This is a genomic window from Sporomusa sp. (genome assembly GCF_035561255.1).
Classification (GTDB): domain Bacteria; phylum Bacillota; class Negativicutes; order Sporomusales; family Sporomusaceae; genus Sporomusa.
The window spans coordinates 1-16,929 of the sequence record NZ_DATMXX010000033.1 but is presented as its reverse complement, the minus strand read 5'-3'; the positions used below and the strand labels follow the sequence as shown (position 1 = coordinate 16,929).

Sequence of the window (16,929 nt, the reverse complement as noted above, 5' to 3'; positions counted from 1 at the left end):
GCGTTAAAGTCAATTAAGGTCAAAAAGTCAGAAATAGTTAGTAAAACTAGGCCTGCTGTGATTATTTTGCAAAAATCAGCTTATCAAGCTGAAAATCAACGGTTGTTGTCATTAATCAGACTCCAATTAATAACCTTTTTCTGCTAATATTTAACTGTAGACTTCTATAACGCATATTCCAACAAGTACCCTCACATAATTTTCCTAGGAGGTATAAATGATGAACAGTGAAAAATATACTCAGAAAGCAGCCGCTGCACTGCAGGAAGCACAACAATTGGCAGCCTTGCACTACCATCAGGAACTAACGGCCAAACACCTGGCATTGGCACTTGTGAAAGATGCCGAGGGCATCATGGCTTATCTCCTGGCCCAGTTAGCAATTGATGTCCGGCTATTTACTGTTAAGCTTGAGCAATTGTTACAAACCATTCCGTCCGTCCGTGGTCAGGATAGCGGCTTACGAATGAATACCGCCATGGTACGGGTATTGGCTTTAGCCGAAAAACATGCCAAGGCTATGAAAGACGAATATATTAGTGTCGAACACTTACTTATGGCAATCACTGACGATGGTGATGCCGATTTAGTGAAAGTCTGCCGTGATTTTGGGCTGACTAAAAACCGTATTCAGGAGATTATTACCGAGTTCCGGCGCGGCCAGAGCATAACTACCGACAATCCCGATGAGAACTTGCAGGCGCTTACAAAATACGGCAGGGATCTAACTGAGCTTGCCCGCCAGGGCAAACTTGACCCCGTAATCGGCCGGGACGACGAGATTCGCCGGGTTGTCGAAATCTTATCCCGCCGCACTAAAAACAATCCTGTACTCATCGGCGAACCCGGTGTTGGCAAAACAGCGATTGTTGAGGGGCTAGCCAGGCGCATTATTGCAGGTGACATACCCGAAACCTTAAAAAACAAGGCAGTATATTCGCTGGATTTAGGGGCTATGCTCGCCGGCGCTAAATATCGTGGTGAATTTGAAGAACGACTGAAAACGGTATTAGGTGAAATCTCTAAATCCGAAGGCAAAATTATCTTGTTCATTGATGAACTGCACACAGTTGTTGGCGCCGGGGCTGCTGAAGGGGCTATGGATGCCGGCAATATCCTAAAACCGATGCTGGCAAGAGGCGAACTTCGTTGTATTGGCGCAACCACCTTAAATGAGTATCGTAAGCATATCGAAAAAGACGCGGCCCTGGAACGTCGCTTCCAGCCTGTCATGGTAGACCAACCTAGCGCCGAAGACACCATTTCCATTCTGCGTGGTTTAAGAGAACGCTACGAAGTACATCATGGCGTAAAAATAAAAGATGCGGCGCTTGTCGCTGCCGCTATTCTATCTGACAGGTATATCTCTGACCGGTTTCTGCCTGATAAGGCCATCGATCTAATCGATGAGGCTGCGGCTAAACTTCGTACAGAAATTGATTCAATGCCAACCGAACTGGATGAAGCGCTCCGCCGTATTATGCAGCTTGAGATTGAAGAACAGGCACTCAAAAAAGAAACAGATCCCTCATCAAAGGATAAACTGGACCGTATCGGCCTGGAACTGTCTGGCCTCAAGGAACAGGCAGACGCCTTAAAGGCCCAGTGGCAATTGGAAAAACAGGCTATTATCCGCCTGCGCGACCTCAAAGAAGAGATTGAAACTGTCCGCACTCAGATGGAAGCTGCCGAGCGGGCCTACGATTTAAACCGGCTGGCTGAACTTAAATATGGCCGCATGCCGGAACTTGAAAAAAAACTCAAAGCGGAAGAAGAACAGCTTACTCACAACCGCTCCCATAAAACCATGCTTAAAGAAGAAGTTGACGAGGATGATATTGCCAAAGTGGTCAGCCGCTGGACCGGTGTGCCGGTAACCAAGCTTATGACTGGTGAACGGGAAAAATTGCTCAACCTGGAAACGATTCTGCACCAACGGGTTGTAGGACAGCAGGCTGCCGTAACAGCCATCAGCGAAGCAATCATCAGGGCCCGGGCCGGAATTAAAGACCCCAACCGCCCAATTGGTTCCTTTATCTTCCTGGGTCCAACCGGCGTCGGTAAAACCGAGCTGGCCAAAACCTTAGCCGAGGTACTTTTTGATGACGAGCGCAGCATGATCCGTTTGGATATGAGCGAATATATGGAAAAACATGCTGTTGCCCGCCTTATCGGGGCCCCGCCTGGTTATGTCGGCTATGACGAGGGTGGTCAGTTGACTGAAGCTGTCCGCCGCCGCCCTTATAGTGTCCTGCTGCTGGACGAAGTCGAAAAAGCACACCATGATGTGTTTAATGTCCTGCTGCAAATCCTGGACGATGGCCGTCTTACCGACAGCAAGGGCCGTACCGTTGATTTCAAAAATACGGTTATCATCATGACCTCCAACATCGGTTCACAGGAAATTCTAAACAACGATTTTACTGTCGCCAAAGACCGGGTACTGGAGTTGTTGAAACACAATTTCCGTCCCGAGTTTTTAAACCGCATTGATGATATCATTGTCTTCAATGCCCTTACCGCCGGGCAGGTTGGTTCCATCGCCGCGATTATGCTGGAAACCCTCAATAAGCGTTTGCAGAAACAACTCAACATCAGCTTATCCTGGGAGGATAGCGCCCTGGAACTATTGTCCAGGGAAGGTTACGATCCACAATTCGGCGCAAGACCCCTAAAGCGGTTAATCAGCCGCCTGGTTGAAACAGAATTGAGTAAGATGATTATTAAAGGGGAAGTACCTGAGGGCAGTAAGGTACAGCTATACACTAGCTCCGGAAAAATAGCCATAGAGGTTCTTGTCTGACCCCCGGCACATAACATAACCCACTGATTGAATTTAGTCTATCTATTCCGCATTAAAGAAGTTTGCAGGCACCGGCGGGTGATGCATTGACAACGCTCCACCGCTGACGCTTGACTTCCGCTTTTGCCAACACACCACCCGCCGGCAAAACTTTAACTCGTTGTATATAGAAAAGAATCCCCGTTTAGCGGGGATTCTTTTTCTAGGACTTTGGCACTATCCGCCATGACCTTAGGCCGATTGCATTTCTCAAAAATCAACTTTATACTTATATTGCCATTGTATATTGGTTTACTGAAAAAGGGGGCTGGTAGTGTGTCAACAAGGATGATCGCCGTAAAAGAGTTGGTTGCCGGCATGGTTATCGGTGAACCAGTCCTGTCGGCCAGCGGCAAGACCTTATTGGGGAAAGATATCGTTATCAACCCCCGCATCATCTCATTGTTACTTATGTGGGATGTCCACAGCATTATTATCGTCGACGAAAGTGCTGTTCCCGCAGCTGAGAGTCCCCAGGAGCAGCCTGAGCAGCCTGCTGCGGTTGTCTTGCAGAGTAGTCTGGCGGAAGATTTCGTCACCTTCTTTAAAGAGTATGACAGCGTGATGACCTCAGCTAGCCATTCTTTTGATTTTATCAAAAATAACAATCAGATTCCGGTACAGGAACTTAAGGATACCTCCTTTAGCATCTACTCAACCGTACTTTCCACCGGGCCGGCAATTATGGATTATCTCTTGGTAAGTGACTATAATCTGGCCGATAAAGTAGCTCGCCATTCGGTTATGGTAGCTTTTATCAGCAGCATTATCGGACGGAAACTTAAGCTGACCGACGAGCAGATTCACGTATTGATTCTGGCCGGTCTCCTGCATGATGTGGGAAAACTGGTAATTGCCAAAGAGGCTGATGTTCACCCTAATTCTCATGTCATAAACGGCGGCAAACTACTCCAGCATGTACCGTCTATCCCTCAGGAAGTACTGATGAGTATTCTCCAGCACCATGAATACATGGATGGCAGCGGCTGCCCCTTAGGCTCAACCGGGGATAAAATCCACCTCTATGCCAGAATCATTGCTGTCGCTGATTTCTTTCATCAGCAGGCCTATACCGGCGAACACGCCAATCCGTTCCCTGTTTTAGAGTCTATGGCCAAAGAAATGTTTGGCAAACTGGACCAAGGCGTGTGTCAGCCATTTATCAGGCATATCCGCGACTGCTTAATAAATTCTCCTGTACTTTTAAGCGACGAGAGCACAGGCCAGGTAATTTTCTTTAATGCCAACAAGCTTGACAGACCTGTAGTTAAAACAGATAGCGGTACAATTATTGATCTTGCCGCAACCAACAATATTTTTATTAAGCGCCTGGTCAATCAGGAGTATTTAGCTAACGCCAATTAGCAGCATACTACTATCGCTTGTAATACTCTCCTCTCACAAAAAGGTCTGTTCTGAGTTAGATTACTCAGAACAGACCTTTTTTTATGCCAGCTTTCGGTTGTCCACTACGCGCTTAGCTTTGCCTTCGCTCCGTTCAATGGTACGCGGCAACACTAACCGGACAATAGCTTTGACATTCAGCACTGCTTTTAATTGGTTCTGGATTGTTTTCTCCAGGTGACGCATCCCGGCTTCTCCTAATTCTATATAACCAGCCTCAGTTGGTTCTACCAGAACGGTCAATTCATCTAAGTTATTCTTCCGCTCAATAATCAATTGGTAATGCGGCGCAGTAGCCCCCATTTCCAGCAAAACACTCTCGATCTGAGATGGAAAAACATTAACCCCGCGAATGATCAGCATATCATCACTGCGCCCGGTAACCCGTTTCATTGTAATCCCGGTACGGCCACAGGCGCACGGCTTGCGCTCAAGGGCTGTAAGGTCACGGGTACGATACCGCAGCATCGGCATACCCTCTTTAGTTAATGTGGTAATCACCAGTTCCCCGACCTGCCCGTCAGGGAGTAGTTCGCCGGTCACAGGATCAATGATTTCCGGATAAAACAAATCTTCATGCAGATGGAGCCCCTCCTGCAAGCGGCAATCGGTTGCCACCCCCGGGCCAATAATCTCACTTAATCCATACACATCATAGGTGCTGACACCAAACGCCTTTTCAATCTCCAGTCTCATACCGTCTGACCAGGATTCAGCACCACAAAACATTGATTTTAACGGCAGGGTACGGGGATCAATACCCTTTGCCTGCATAGCTTCAGCCAAATGCAAGGCATAGGATGGGGTAACGATGATTGCCGTTACCCCAAAGTCCTGCATCAGCATCGCCTGCCGCACGGGATTACCCGAGGAGGCCGGTACGATAGCGGCTCCGGCCTTCTCCGCAGCATAATGCATCCCCAGACCGCCGGTAAACATGCCGTAATTAACAGCAACCTGAAACACCGAGTCAGACTCCAACCCACCGGCTACCAATGTCCTGGCCAATGACTCTGCCCACATATCTAAATCATTTTTCGTATAGGCCACAGCAGTTGGCCGGCCGGTAGTACCGCTTGATGAGTGAAATCTGGCAATTTGTTTTAGGGGAACAGCCAGCAGCCCGTAGGGGTAGTTATCCCGCATATCCTGCTTGGTCATCAGCGGGAGTTTTGTAATATCGGCCAATGCCTTAATATCTGCCGGCATTACACCCACCGTTTCCATCTTGGCCCGGTAAAACGGGACATTGCCGTACACCCTGGCTACAAGTTCCTGTAACCGGCCAAGCTGCAACTGCCGCATAGCTGCTACAGGCATTGTTTCTATCTCTTTATTCCAAATTCTCATTTACTACTCCCCACTTCCTTAGCTTTAGCAGTCAACCCGCCCAGCAATGCAGCCACCGGGTAATAAAGCGCCTGAGCAATGACTGTGTTGGCTGCCGCCACGGTGAAAACAACAGGCAGCATCCCATAAAGATATACATTAAGCGGTAGGCCAAGAATAAGTTTGGCCAGTGTTGTAAACGTCAGTCCGCTGGCCAGTGTTCCACCAAGAGCGCCCAGCGCCGGCCGTAAATCCAGCCGTCCCACCTTCATGCTAAACGGCAGGCCGACGATAAGGGCACACACGAACGCACCAATCGGCTCACTGATCAAATTGCCATAAGGAAAGACCGATTTGGATGTGGCTAAACACAGCGCTCCTGCCACCAGCCCAATGCTCATCGCCCGCCCGACAGATGGCCGGAACAGCACAATCGCCAGACAATACATCGCAATAATCCAGTTAGGTGATACTCCGGCAATACTGGGACTAACCAGCCTGAGTATTGCCCCGATAGCCAGCAGCATCGCCGTTACCGCAGCCCACCGGAACCGCCCCTCCTGACCTGTTGTGATTGTTACCATTTCTGATTGTTTGTTTTCCATAGTCATGCCCTCCCTCATAAAAATAATAATTCACCGGAATTGTGCCTATAAATATAAAAACCCCGTCTCTTGAAGCATGCATAGCATACTCCAAGGGACGGGGAATAACCCGCGGTGCCACCCTCGTTGGCCACAATAACATGGCCCGGCTTACTAGGTACAGGATGAATATCCGATACCCGCTTCCTGATAACGGCGGAAGAATCCCGACAGCGCCTACCCCGTCACTACGGCTCAGGCTGTATCTTCCAGGCCCATTCAACATACCGGACGGCGCCAAACTCTCACTGGCATTGGCTCGCTGCAGCTTCCTGTATATGTTTACTCTTCCTGGTCATCGATGTTGGTTTTATCAGTATTTTGTATATAGCATACCAAGGGACAAATACAAATGTCAATATAAAAAAATCCTGCAGGTGTTTTTTATTTTAAAATCGAACTTGTTTCTTAGATCTGCAAACAATAAAGAGGTGTTATCTTATGCCTGTACGGATGTCGTTTTTAGTCATTCTAATTACTCTACTCTTGTTATTCTCCCCGTCCCAAGCGGCTGCCGGCACATCTGTGACACTACCGGCAACAGACACACCGGCGGTTGTCGAGCTAAAGCTTTTCCATCTGGAATATAAAGATGTTGTCGCCATTGCGGTCGAAACCAGGCTTCCCGCAACCGGTGTCGCCGATCCCCTTACCTATATGTTAGAGCCTGTATACCAGGTAACCCGGCAAGACGGCTTACTGGAGATAACACTGGCTGCACAATCTTCCCTCCCCGAACTAACAGGACAAGCTACCTTTACCAAGACTATTGCCTCTCCCCGGTTGCAGCAGGTAACAATCGCAGCCACTGCCACCAATCAGCTTAAAATCGCAGCTGCTTATAATAATCAAATCGCCAGCGTACAGGTTACAACCGTAAAACGTAAGCAGATCATCCAGCTTGATAATACGATCACCTTTCGGACATACCTTGTTTTACACTTTACAAACACCGGGGCGGGCCTATCTCCTAAAACTATTGTGCTTGATCCCGGCCATGGCGGACCGGATTTAGGCGCAACCCGTAATTTTCTCTTTGAAAAAGAACTTAATCTTGACATCGCCCGCTTAAGCCGCGACTTATTTACACAACACGGCTATGATGTATACATGACCCGAAACGACGATTCCAGACCCAGCCTGCTTGATCGGGCTGATGCCGCAAACATTCTGGATGCCGCCGCCCTAATCTCAATTCATAATAATTCGATACCTGCAGACATGCCGGAGACTGCCAGCAAGCTGTACCGGGGCACTACCGCGCTTTATAATTCAGCTGCCCCTCAGCCTGCTAAGGAACTGGCCACCCTGATTGCGGATCAGGTAGCTCATACATTGCGCATCCCGCAATACCCATTACAGGACCGGCCCGGCTTGGTTGTGCTAAACTCAACCTGGGTTCCGGCAGTAATTGCCGAGATCGCCATGATGCCCCATCCTCAGGATGCTAAAATGATATCCCAGCGGGTCTACCGCTTAGAGGCCGCCCAGGCACTTGTACAAGCAACTGATACCTATTTCAAGACCAAGGATCCCTCCCTGCCGGCAGCAACCCCGGCAACGATAAGCCCTGGCAGCCGGGCTGTATCAAGAGTAAACAACACGCTTTACTATCTGGACTTAGCCGGCGACACCTACGCCGGCAGCAGTGAGAAGATTTACCGCCTTAACGCAGGTAAAACTACCCCCACGGTGCTGAGCGACGATGAAGCCTGGAACCTAAATATTTCCGGGAAATATTTATACTACAGCAACTGGTCTGATAATCATAGCATTTATAGGCTGAGCCTTGATGGCACGGAAAAAACGAAGATCACCACTGACCCGGCTAACCAGGTAACCCTCGCCGGTAATTGGCTAGTCTATGTAAAATGGACCAATCGCTACTCAGCCCAAGACAATAATATATTTAAAACATCACTGGACGGCAGTGCAACTCAAAAAATAAATTGTGACCAATCAGAAAACCTTAGCATTATTGGCGACTGGGTATATTACCTGAATGCCTCAGATGATTATAAAATATATAAAGTAAAGCTTGACGGCACCGGTCGCAGTAAGATTGGCAATGACCGGGTCTTGTTTATGGCTGCTGCCGGCAGTATCATCTATTATAGTAATTATGATGATGGACAAAGACTATATGCGATTGGCACAGACGGCCATAATCGCATGAAACTTACAAATGACAAAGCAGGTTTTATTGCCGTTGCCAATGGCGATATTTACTATACTAATACCTCGGCTAATGATGCCCTGTACCGTATAAAAGCAAAAACGAAAATACCGCAACTGATTTGCGACCTAGGTGCAGGGCCACTCCCGATTACGATCGTAAATAATACCCTATATTATCATCACTTGTTCTTTAGATTGTAAGGAGGCACCGTTTATGTTTAGTACCCGCTTTTCCAAATGCCTGCCGGCAGTACTGGCAGGCATACTGCTGACAATAGGCTGCCCGGTTCAGCCAGTTATGGCTAATCAGTCTGAGCCGTCCCCCGGCTATAGTGCGCTCCGGCCTTATAAAGCACCCACGAAACCTACAGAGCTTGATAAAAAACTGCTGTCAGTTATGGGGGAATATAAGGTTGTCGGCCTGTCGGCTACAGTGTTTCGTAATAATAAAATTATCTGGAGCGGTGGTTACGGTTGGGCTGACCTTAATGCAGGGCGTATAGTAACGCCTGAAACCTTATTTAGGATGGCCTCACTCTCGAAGATGGTGACAGCGACTGCCCTTATGCAGCTATACGACCAGGGTAAATTCGGCCTTGATGACGATATCAGCAAATACCTCGGGTATCAGGTAAGAAACCCAAGGTATCCTGCCGTAAACATCACCTTTCGCCAACTCCTCAATCACACCTCAAGCATTGTTGACAGCGGTGTTTATGATACCATCGTAGAGACAAACCCCGCCCTGCTAACACAGCTTGAGATCAAAGAAATGCTTGTCCCTGGTGGACAATATTATCGGTCTACTACCTTTGCCAATTACGCCCCTGGTTCTTGCTTTAGCTATTCCAACTTTGGCACAGGAATCGCCGGCTCACTTGTTGAGAAAATTTCCGGTGTGCCCTTTGACAAGTACTGCAATACATTCATTTTTAAGCCACTTAATATGGATGCCAGCTTTGAACCGGCTGACATTAAGAACTGGCTAAACATCGCCACCTTGTATCGCCCGGATGGACAACTTACTTATTTCCAGCCAACCAAAGACGCTTACGCCGGTACCAAACCAGCACCAACGGCAATTACTGCGCCGCTGGGCAGTGCGCTGGGCCGCTCCCCTGCCGGCGGGCTACGCTCCAGCACAACTGATTTTTCCAAATTCATGCAAGCCCATATGAACAGAGGTACCTATAACGGCACCCGCATCCTCAAAGCCGATACCGCCGATCTTATGCATAGCATCCAGTGGTTTGGCGATAGCATGGATGGCTTTTATAAACAAAAGGGGCTAAACTTTCACATTACCGATGACTTAGTGCCAGGCAAGCGTTTGATCGGCCACTCCGGTGAGGCATATGGCCTGTCAGGCGATGCTTATTATGATCCGGACAGTAAATTGGGTGTGATATTTATGATGAATGGCGCTAAGCTAAGTAACGCCAAACCATTTTACAGTGTCGAAAATTCCATTGCCAAAACCTTATTTGATACCTTTGCGCCAAAAGCCGGTAATAAAAGCCGCGAAATAAAAGCCAATGCCAATGCTAACTTTATAACAGTCAATGACCGCAAAATATTCCTGACAGCTCCGGCTGCCATTATCAAATCGGGAAAAACTCAAAACCTTTTCCTCCCAGCCATCGCTGCCGCTGATGCGCTTGGCACAGGTATCAACCAGCAAGGCGATTCAGTTACTTTTACCTTTGGACAAAAAAAAGCTGTCCTTACTGTAGGACAGACCTGGCTAACAGGCAGTGGCACAACGCTGCCACTGCCACAGCCCCCTTATAGGCAGAACGGACAGGTATTTGTTCCGGTGCGTGAGCTGGCTGCCGCGCTTAACATTACTACAAAGTTACGGCTATAATATAACCTGTTTTTCAAACTCAGCAAACACATATAACACGCCGCCTGCCGCATCAGTCAATTTTCTTAAAAGAACATCCTCAGTGTCAAGCCCAATACATAAAAAACCGCAGCTTGCCTGTTTAACCTCACTCGCGGCCACCATGGCCTCGGCCAGCGGATCAGCCGTTTCCGCATATTTGCGGCTGGGTAGGCCGTCGGTAATAAGTACCAACAGCGGTTTTTCAGCCTGCTGTTCCCGAAAGTAGTCCAGAGTGTGCCTTATCCCCAACGCCAAAGGTGTGGCACCATAAGGCGTAATCGCATCAAAGGCTTTAAGCACGGCCTGCCTGCTGTCAGTAAACGGCTGAACCACCTCGGCCCGGTTATCCTGAAAGGTAACCATACTAACCCGGTTGCGTCCGCCGCGCATAATCTCCCCGGCCAGGTATTGGGCTGCGGCCAGCCTTGAGCCAGCCATACTGGCACTGCTGTCGGTTAGCAGGCAAATATCATAGCTGCGCCGCGGACGGCGAGTCAAAAAACGCAGATCGGCAGGCCGAAGGCGCAACCGGCTTTCGCCGTCTGCTGAGAGATGTGCTGCAGCGGCCGTGACAGTAGCCGCAACATCAAGCCCGTCTGCACAAGAGCGGTCAACCCCGGCGGTCACCCTCCCGGCGGAAGGCTGATAACGCGGTATAATCCGGCTATTAGGCGCAGTACCCTGCCTGTTTTTTACGCTGGCGATAGCCTGCTGCAAGCTGTCCAACAAACCGACTGCATAAAAATTGCTATATTGCACTGTTGTGCCTGCTGTTTTCTGTCCACAGTTTTTTTCATACTTGTTGGGATTCTCAGTGATGCTAACAAGTGTCTGACTTTTACTAACCCCTTGTTCCTGTTTGCACCCGGCTGCTTGAACCGGCGGGCACCCCGGCGCTGTTGGCCGTGTTTCCATATGGGAATTGATAGTAGCGTCTTCACTGGACTGCTTATATTGTTGCGCAGCTGATGGCTGGCCGGTAAGCAGCGAGTCGGTCTGGTCGGTATAGGCACTAAGGTCGGCCTGACTGTCAGTTGAATCAACACATGATATTTTCTCATTACAGCGTAGTTCGAGGCCGGCATTAAGGATTGCTGTTTCTACAGCTGCAACAATATAAAACAAACATCGCATATGGTCATATGACAGATTAAGTGCAAGATGAACATGGTTTTCATGGACCCGGCGCAAGGATACCTTCTGTCCGCCTGTCAACGCCCCGGTTATTCGCCCGCCCCCTGCAGCTGTCTGGATATCAATCAAATCAAGACAGACCTGTTCCTTACCGCTTCCCCCTGCTTCCTCACCAGCCAGCTTATGATAAACGTCTACCGCTTGGCATATATACCTGGCAGCAAGTATGTGATCAACAATTCCACACTGATGAAAGATATCCAGATGACAAATAGCACCGCTGTCCTGACGATGATAAAATACCTGCCCGGCGTCAGCATTCACCATGATCTGAACATGCTCAGGGCTATGAGAATTAAAGGCATGGACTTTGGTGCTGAGAACAGCGCTTTGCCCCAACCGTACCCCACCGCCTGCCTCAAATGCTTGTATAATGACAACTGCCGGATCCAGTAGCCGCCTTAAAGGCAGACAGGCAAGATTAAATTCCACCCCCTCAGCCATGCGAGTGAGTATCCCTGGTTACAAGCTGGTCATCAGGCACGCTAGTAATGGTTAAGGCCGGTTTAGGCGGAGCAATGATAGTGGTGTCAAGCGGATCTACAATACGGGCTGCCCCAGCCGAGCCACTCCCGCTACCGGTATGGTCAGCACCAGGTACACAAGGACGGTTCCCCAGCAAGGAGGCTATTTGCATTTTCAAGGCTGTCCACAGCATTACCCACCGTGACATTGTCCGGGCATCCAACGGGATGATTCCGGCAGCAGGTTGTCCCTGCTGCTGAACTTGCGGATGTGACAAACCCGTAAGAAACGCAATAATCGCAATAATTGTATCGCTGCTGACCCGGTGTGACAACGCCAATGGTACGACTTGAACCAGGTCAGTTACAGTTGCGGTACTTCGGCCATTCAGCAATGCAGTTAAACGGGCAGCAGTCTCCATGGCCTGAGCCCCACGCAAACTCTCTAATCCGAAATCAATATAGATTTTTGCCAGAGCGGGACGAAGCTCCGGGCTTACGGCACTATTAACAAAAGTACCTGTCAGCTGCCCAAACACAGTTTCAACCGATAGCTGATTGTTCCGTCCGGCCAGAATATCTACGACAGCCTGGTAATCATTGGGTCGGCCCATTGTCACAGTTAAGTCAAACCGGTCTGCAAGTTGCTTTCTGACACGGCTAAGAGGACCGGGATCTTCATCAGGATTGGCTGCAGCCCAGATACTCACCGAAACCGGCAATTTCACAACAGGCAAACCCGGCTCTTCAATTTGTATTTGCCCGGGTCTGGTTCCCATAACATCCAACAATACGTCCGCGACTTCGGGTGCAGTATCGGCAAGCCTGTTAATTTCGTCAATAAAAATAATGCCCCGGTGTGCCTGTGGGATAGTCCCAGGCAAAAGTGCCGCCGCGGGATTCACCGGATCTGTCAGCCTGGCAAGATCGATACTGCCGACAATTGATCCCACTTTCGCAGCCTGTGATATCTCCAGAAAAGGCCGTGGAATCTCCTCTACCCCGATCTCTTCAATAACCGTCGGCGGCAAATGGCGGTGAAAGGGGCAGTGGGGCGCCGCGGGATCGCAATTATAGAGACAGTTTTTTATGCGTTTAATCGGTGGCAACAGTTCCCGTGCCGCCCGTATGATTGTTGTCTTGCCTGTGCCGCGCAGTCCTTCAGCCTGAATATGAAACGGGTGGTCATTTACCAGTGCTGCCACCGACATTTCAACCACCCGGAATAGATCCTGGTTGCCAGTGTGACGGATAAGCCGATAATACAGACTCATACCTCTTCACCCCCTAAATTCTCTTCTTGTTAGGTATTGTTCCCGCAGGGCAGACTTGCATGCAAAAAAGAGTTCGTGGCGTTATAGCAATAAACAAACAGCTAATAGGAGTTATTTGCCAACTCAAACAGTCTTTTAAAGGACTCTCCTATTCTGCGTCAAATATGTATAGTCAGACTATTTAAACCGCTGCGAGTGCAAGGCATTGGAAACTGATATCCCGACGCTTCGGAAAACAAAGGGTTTACGCGGTTTAAAGGCAATGACAATTGAGGGGGAATGGGAATGAGAATCTATCAAATGTTCATCAATGGTGAGTTTATTCAAAACCGCTCAGGCAGGACGATTCCTGTAATTAATCCGGCCACCGAACAGGTAATTTCAGAAATTCCCGAGGGTACGCCGGAAGATGTGAACACAGCCGTTGCTGCGGCTGAGCAGGCACAAAAATCGTGGGCCAAACTGCCAGCAATTGAAAGAGCCAGGTATATTAAGGAAATTGCCCAAAAAGTCCGTGAGAATTCCGAAGAAATCGCCAGAGTCATTTCCGAAGAACAAGGCAAGATTTTACCACTGGCACGGGTTGAAGCCAATTTTACTGCAGATTACATGGATTACATGGCTGAATTTGCCCGCCGCTATGAAGGCGAGATTATCCAAAGCGACCGCCCTAATGAGAATATTTTTTTATTTAAAATGCCGATCGGCGTTATTGCCGGCATATTACCGTGGAATTTCCCCTTTTTCCTAATTGCCCGGAAACTGGCTCCGGCTCTGATAACAGGCAATACTATTGTTATTAAACCAAGTAGAGAAACGCCAAATAACGCCTTTGAATTTGCGAAACTTGTAGCACAAACCACATTGCCTAAAGGTGTGTTCAACCTAGTGTCAGGGGCAGGGGCAGTGGTGGGAAACGCACTTGCCGGCCATCCTAAAGTAGGTATGGTCAGCTTCACCGGCAGTGTTGACGGTGGTATTGCTATCATGCGGGCGGCAGCAGACAATGTTACTAAAGTTTCCTTGGAGCTTGGCGGCAAAGCCCCTGCTATTGTTATGCCTGATGCGGACCTTGATCTGGCAGCAGCCTGCATTCGCGATTCGCGTATTATTAATAGTGGTCAGGTTTGCAACTGCGCGGAAAGGGTATATGTCCACGAATCAGTCGCCGATACATTTATTGAGAAGATAATTACCGCTATGAAAAATACGACCTATGGCGATCCGCTCACCCAGCCGGATATCGATATGGGACCAATGGTCAGCAGACAGCAGCTGGAGCTTGTAGAAGCAGCTGTGAAACAGGCCTTGTCTGACGGTGCTCATTTGGCATTAGGCGGTAGCCGGGCCCAAGCTAAAGAGGGCTTTTATTTCGAACCTACCGTCCTTACGCACTGCAAACAGCATACTGCGATTATGCAAAAAGAGGTTTTTGGGCCTGTGTTGCCAATTGCTACATTCAAAGATCTTGACGAAGCGATTGAACTGGCCAACGATTGTGAATATGGTCTGACCTCGTCAATATATACCAGAAGTCTTGATGTGGCGATGCGAGCCTGCAAAGAAATCAAGTTCGGGGAAACCTATGTTAACAGAGAAAACTTTGAGGCAATGCAAGGGTTCCATGCCGGTTGGCGTAAATCGGGCATTGGCGGTGCCGACGGCAAACATGGCCTGGAAGAATATCTCCAGACCCACGTAGTGTATATGCAGTATGATCAACATATAAAATAACATGCGGGGCCGTGCTGAAACGCTGGTTTTAGCACAGCCCCTTTTCTCTCGCTCCTGCCCATATTTTTTAATTGGGCAGATAACAACAGTCAAGGAGGAATCAGCACGCTTGCCTAATATGACTTTTTATGAGTTTATTTATTATGGCCTTGTAATCGCCAGCTTATTGCTTTATCTACCGCTTTATATAAAAAGACGCCACGAAATCGTAGCTACCAAACGTTCTTATACCCGCTGGGGTATAGTTATATCCTATGCCTGTATCGGGGTTATTGGCGTGGCTGTTAATCTGGTTAATTGGTTGCCAGCCTTAGTAACAACTGTTATATCTTGCGCGCTTGCTTACTATGTGGTTTTTATTAAATATAAAGTATAAATCCTGCAAAAATGGCTGGGGGCTGTCTCAACTGCTTATCGAGACAACCCCAGCCAACTTTCGTCTAGAATGATGATTCGCTTGCACCTACAGGACATAGTCCGGCACATGGATCCGGGTACGTAATAATTATATACACAATACAAACGGCCTTATACAGAGCCAGCTTCAACTTCATGAAGACTACCAGACTTCTCGGAAATACTCTAAGCTCGACTGTTTTTATAATCTAACCGGGATGGTTCTTATTTTCTGCTACTGGTCATCAGTACCGTAAATGGGTAAACTGCTAAAAAAGTGCTCAAATAAAAAGGACTTACCAATATGGCAAGTCCTTGTCAATCCAAAATGTCGTTCCTTTATATGTCCAAACCTGCACCCAGCAGGTGGGTATCCTGAGATATGTTTTTGCCCTCCACGCATTAGATGGCCCGGCAGCTGCATAGCATTGAATTCCCTAATTATCAAAGTAGGTTGGACATATTCAAGTTGACGTTCATCTCAGATATCATTATTATTCTAACATATTATTAAGCTTAGATCAACCCTGATAAACGCCACCATGGCCAAACTGCGCCACTATAAGGTTACGTCCCACCGCTCTTCCCGCAACCCGTTTTTCCAGGCATCATTCTCAACCTGTTGTGTTGGTGTAAATCCAAAGCTTTTATATAAATGACAGGCTGCATCAAGACCCTGAAATGTCCATAACAATACTCGTTTATATTGTTTTTCCCTGCTATAATCCATAGCAGCTTTTAGCAAACGCCGCCCCAGGCCAATGCCCCGATATTCTGGTTCTATTAGAAACCATCTTAACTGGGCTGTTTCCTCATCTACACCAACTATTCCAATAAAGCCAGCGATTTTATTGTTAACCTCCGCCACCCAGATTTGTCCAGGTTGTTGCCTTTCTGCATATTTTAAAAGACTTTCCAGAACATAACGCTCAAACACCACAGGATCTAAACTATACTCTTCGTGATATAACACACTATGCCTGTAAGCAATATATCCTAAGTCTCCCGGTTTACCTGGGCGGATAGCGATTTCATTTCCGCTGGCAGGAGATAAAATTTGTCGAGCACCTTCCAGACATTTAATCAGCTCATGTTGTTGGTTTAAGGGAAGTTTTTCAAGGATATTACCTATCTGCTGAGTCGATGTATCTGACAAACTTTTGAATGTTGCTTTTCCTTGATCAGTTAGCGATAAAACCTGCGCCCTGCCATCTGCCTCTGATCTTGATTTTATTACCAATCTTTCTTTAATAAGCCGGGTAAGTATACGGCTCAAATAACCTGCATCAATCTGTAACAACCTGGTTAAATCACTGGCAGTACACCGGCCAGCCTTGTCCATCTCGAGCAATACCCTGGCCTCTGCTAAAGAATACGGGCTTTCTAATATATTCTGATTAATAAGGCCAATAAAATGAGTATAAAACCGATTAAACTCCCTGATTGCGATCGCCCGTTCTTCTAAACACTGATCCATAAAATCCCTCCCTACCTCCTGCCCAATGTAAATATTCTTATAAATATATCATAATAAAAATAGTTGACTAAAGCAAGTAAATTTACTTGCTTTAGTCAACTATTT

General features: G+C 47.9%; 11 protein-coding genes and 1 other RNA gene. 6 read left to right on the top strand and 6 right to left on the bottom strand.

Annotated elements, in window-relative coordinates; all coding sequences use genetic code 11:
* Positions 1 to 220 precede the first annotated feature (220 nt).
* Together clpB and VN379_RS01700 are read left to right on the top strand one after the other, a co-directional pair.
* On the top strand, positions 221 to 2,803 hold the full coding sequence (clpB, locus tag VN379_RS01705; protein ID WP_325530159.1) for an ATP-dependent chaperone ClpB: 2,583 nt from the start codon (positions 221 to 223) through the stop codon (positions 2,801 to 2,803).
* A gap of 315 nt (positions 2,804 to 3,118) precedes the next feature.
* The gene (locus tag VN379_RS01700; protein WP_325530157.1) at positions 3,119 to 4,207 is read left to right on the top strand and encodes an HD-GYP domain-containing protein; all 1,089 of its coding nucleotides are present in this window, start codon (positions 3,119 to 3,121) and stop codon (positions 4,205 to 4,207) included.
* An 81-nt stretch (positions 4,208 to 4,288) separates the two neighbouring features.
* Here VN379_RS01700 and VN379_RS01695 read toward each other — a convergent pair whose 3' ends face one another.
* Positions 4,289 to 5,596, bottom strand: coding sequence for a phenylacetate--CoA ligase (locus tag VN379_RS01695; protein ID WP_325530155.1), 1,308 nt, complete (start codon positions 5,594 to 5,596; stop codon positions 4,289 to 4,291).
* On the bottom strand, positions 5,593 to 6,180 hold the full coding sequence (locus VN379_RS01690) for a tryptophan transporter (RefSeq protein WP_325530153.1): 588 nt from the start codon (positions 6,178 to 6,180) through the stop codon (positions 5,593 to 5,595). The genes VN379_RS01695 and VN379_RS01690 overlap by 4 nt, the downstream gene beginning before the upstream one ends.
* 480 nt (positions 6,181 to 6,660) lie before the next feature.
* On the opposite strand from VN379_RS01690, the gene VN379_RS01685 reads away from it, so the two are divergent.
* Positions 6,661 to 8,598 carry a DUF5050 domain-containing protein gene (locus VN379_RS01685; RefSeq protein WP_325530151.1) on the top strand — a complete coding sequence of 646 codons (1,938 nt, stop codon included), beginning with the start codon at positions 6,661 to 6,663 and terminating at the stop codon, positions 8,596 to 8,598.
* Between the two features lie 13 nt (positions 8,599 to 8,611).
* Complete coding sequence (locus VN379_RS01680; protein ID WP_325530149.1) at positions 8,612 to 10,264, top strand: serine hydrolase; 1,653 nt, start codon at positions 8,612 to 8,614, stop codon at positions 10,262 to 10,264.
* Here VN379_RS01680 and VN379_RS01675 read toward each other — a convergent pair.
* Together VN379_RS01675 and VN379_RS01670 are read right to left on the bottom strand one after the other, a co-directional pair.
* Positions 10,259 to 11,923: a vWA domain-containing protein gene (locus tag VN379_RS01675; protein WP_325530147.1), complete on the bottom strand. Its 1,665-nt coding sequence runs from the start codon at positions 11,921 to 11,923 to the stop codon at positions 10,259 to 10,261. The two genes, VN379_RS01680 and VN379_RS01675, sit on opposite strands and share 6 nt — an antisense overlap.
* Positions 11,916 to 13,217, bottom strand: a complete 1,302-nt coding sequence (locus VN379_RS01670; protein WP_325530145.1) for a magnesium chelatase — start codon at positions 13,215 to 13,217, stop codon at positions 11,916 to 11,918. The genes VN379_RS01675 and VN379_RS01670 overlap by 8 nt, the downstream gene beginning before the upstream one ends.
* 285 nt (positions 13,218 to 13,502) lie before the next feature.
* Between VN379_RS01670 and aldA the strand changes: the two genes are divergently transcribed.
* Both aldA and VN379_RS01660 read left to right on the top strand, forming a co-directional pair.
* Positions 13,503 to 14,951, top strand: a complete 1,449-nt coding sequence (gene aldA / locus VN379_RS01665; RefSeq protein ID WP_325530143.1) for an aldehyde dehydrogenase — start codon at positions 13,503 to 13,505, stop codon at positions 14,949 to 14,951.
* Between the two features lie 109 nt (positions 14,952 to 15,060).
* Positions 15,061 to 15,327 carry a hypothetical protein gene (locus VN379_RS01660; protein ID WP_325530141.1) on the top strand — a complete coding sequence of 89 codons (267 nt, stop codon included), beginning with the start codon at positions 15,061 to 15,063 and terminating at the stop codon, positions 15,325 to 15,327.
* Positions 15,328 to 15,663: 336 nt separating this feature from the next.
* Here the strand turns inward: VN379_RS01660 and ssrS are convergent.
* Together ssrS and VN379_RS01650 are read right to left on the bottom strand one after the other, a co-directional pair.
* Positions 15,664 to 15,838: non-coding RNA, 6S RNA (gene ssrS / locus VN379_RS01655), on the bottom strand.
* A gap of 68 nt (positions 15,839 to 15,906) precedes the next feature.
* Positions 15,907 to 16,824, bottom strand: coding sequence for a helix-turn-helix domain-containing GNAT family N-acetyltransferase (locus tag VN379_RS01650; RefSeq protein ID WP_325530139.1), 918 nt, complete (start codon positions 16,822 to 16,824; stop codon positions 15,907 to 15,909).
* Positions 16,825 to 16,929: the final 105 nt, after the last annotated feature.

What these genes read in the sequence shown, in the direction of transcription:
- VN379_RS01675 (WP_325530147.1), bottom strand. Translation starts at nt 11,923, where the DNA reads ATGGCTGAGGGGGTGGAATTTAATCTTGCCTGTCTGCCTTTAAGGCGG.
- VN379_RS01670 (WP_325530145.1), bottom strand. Translation starts at nt 13,217, where the DNA reads ATGAGTCTGTATTATCGGCTTATCCGTCACACTGGCAACCAGGATCTA.
- VN379_RS01695 (WP_325530155.1), bottom strand. Translation starts at nt 5,596, where the DNA reads ATGAGAATTTGGAATAAAGAGATAGAAACAATGCCTGTAGCAGCTATG.
- clpB (WP_325530159.1), top strand. Translation starts at nt 221, where the DNA reads ATGAACAGTGAAAAATATACTCAGAAAGCAGCCGCTGCACTGCAGGAA.
- VN379_RS01685 (WP_325530151.1), top strand. Translation starts at nt 6,661, where the DNA reads ATGCCTGTACGGATGTCGTTTTTAGTCATTCTAATTACTCTACTCTTG.
- VN379_RS01680 (WP_325530149.1), top strand. Translation starts at nt 8,612, where the DNA reads ATGTTTAGTACCCGCTTTTCCAAATGCCTGCCGGCAGTACTGGCAGGC.
- aldA (WP_325530143.1), top strand. Translation starts at nt 13,503, where the DNA reads ATGAGAATCTATCAAATGTTCATCAATGGTGAGTTTATTCAAAACCGC.
- VN379_RS01690 (WP_325530153.1), bottom strand. Translation starts at nt 6,180, where the DNA reads ATGGAAAACAAACAATCAGAAATGGTAACAATCACAACAGGTCAGGAG.
- VN379_RS01650 (WP_325530139.1), bottom strand. Translation starts at nt 16,824, where the DNA reads ATGGATCAGTGTTTAGAAGAACGGGCGATCGCAATCAGGGAGTTTAAT.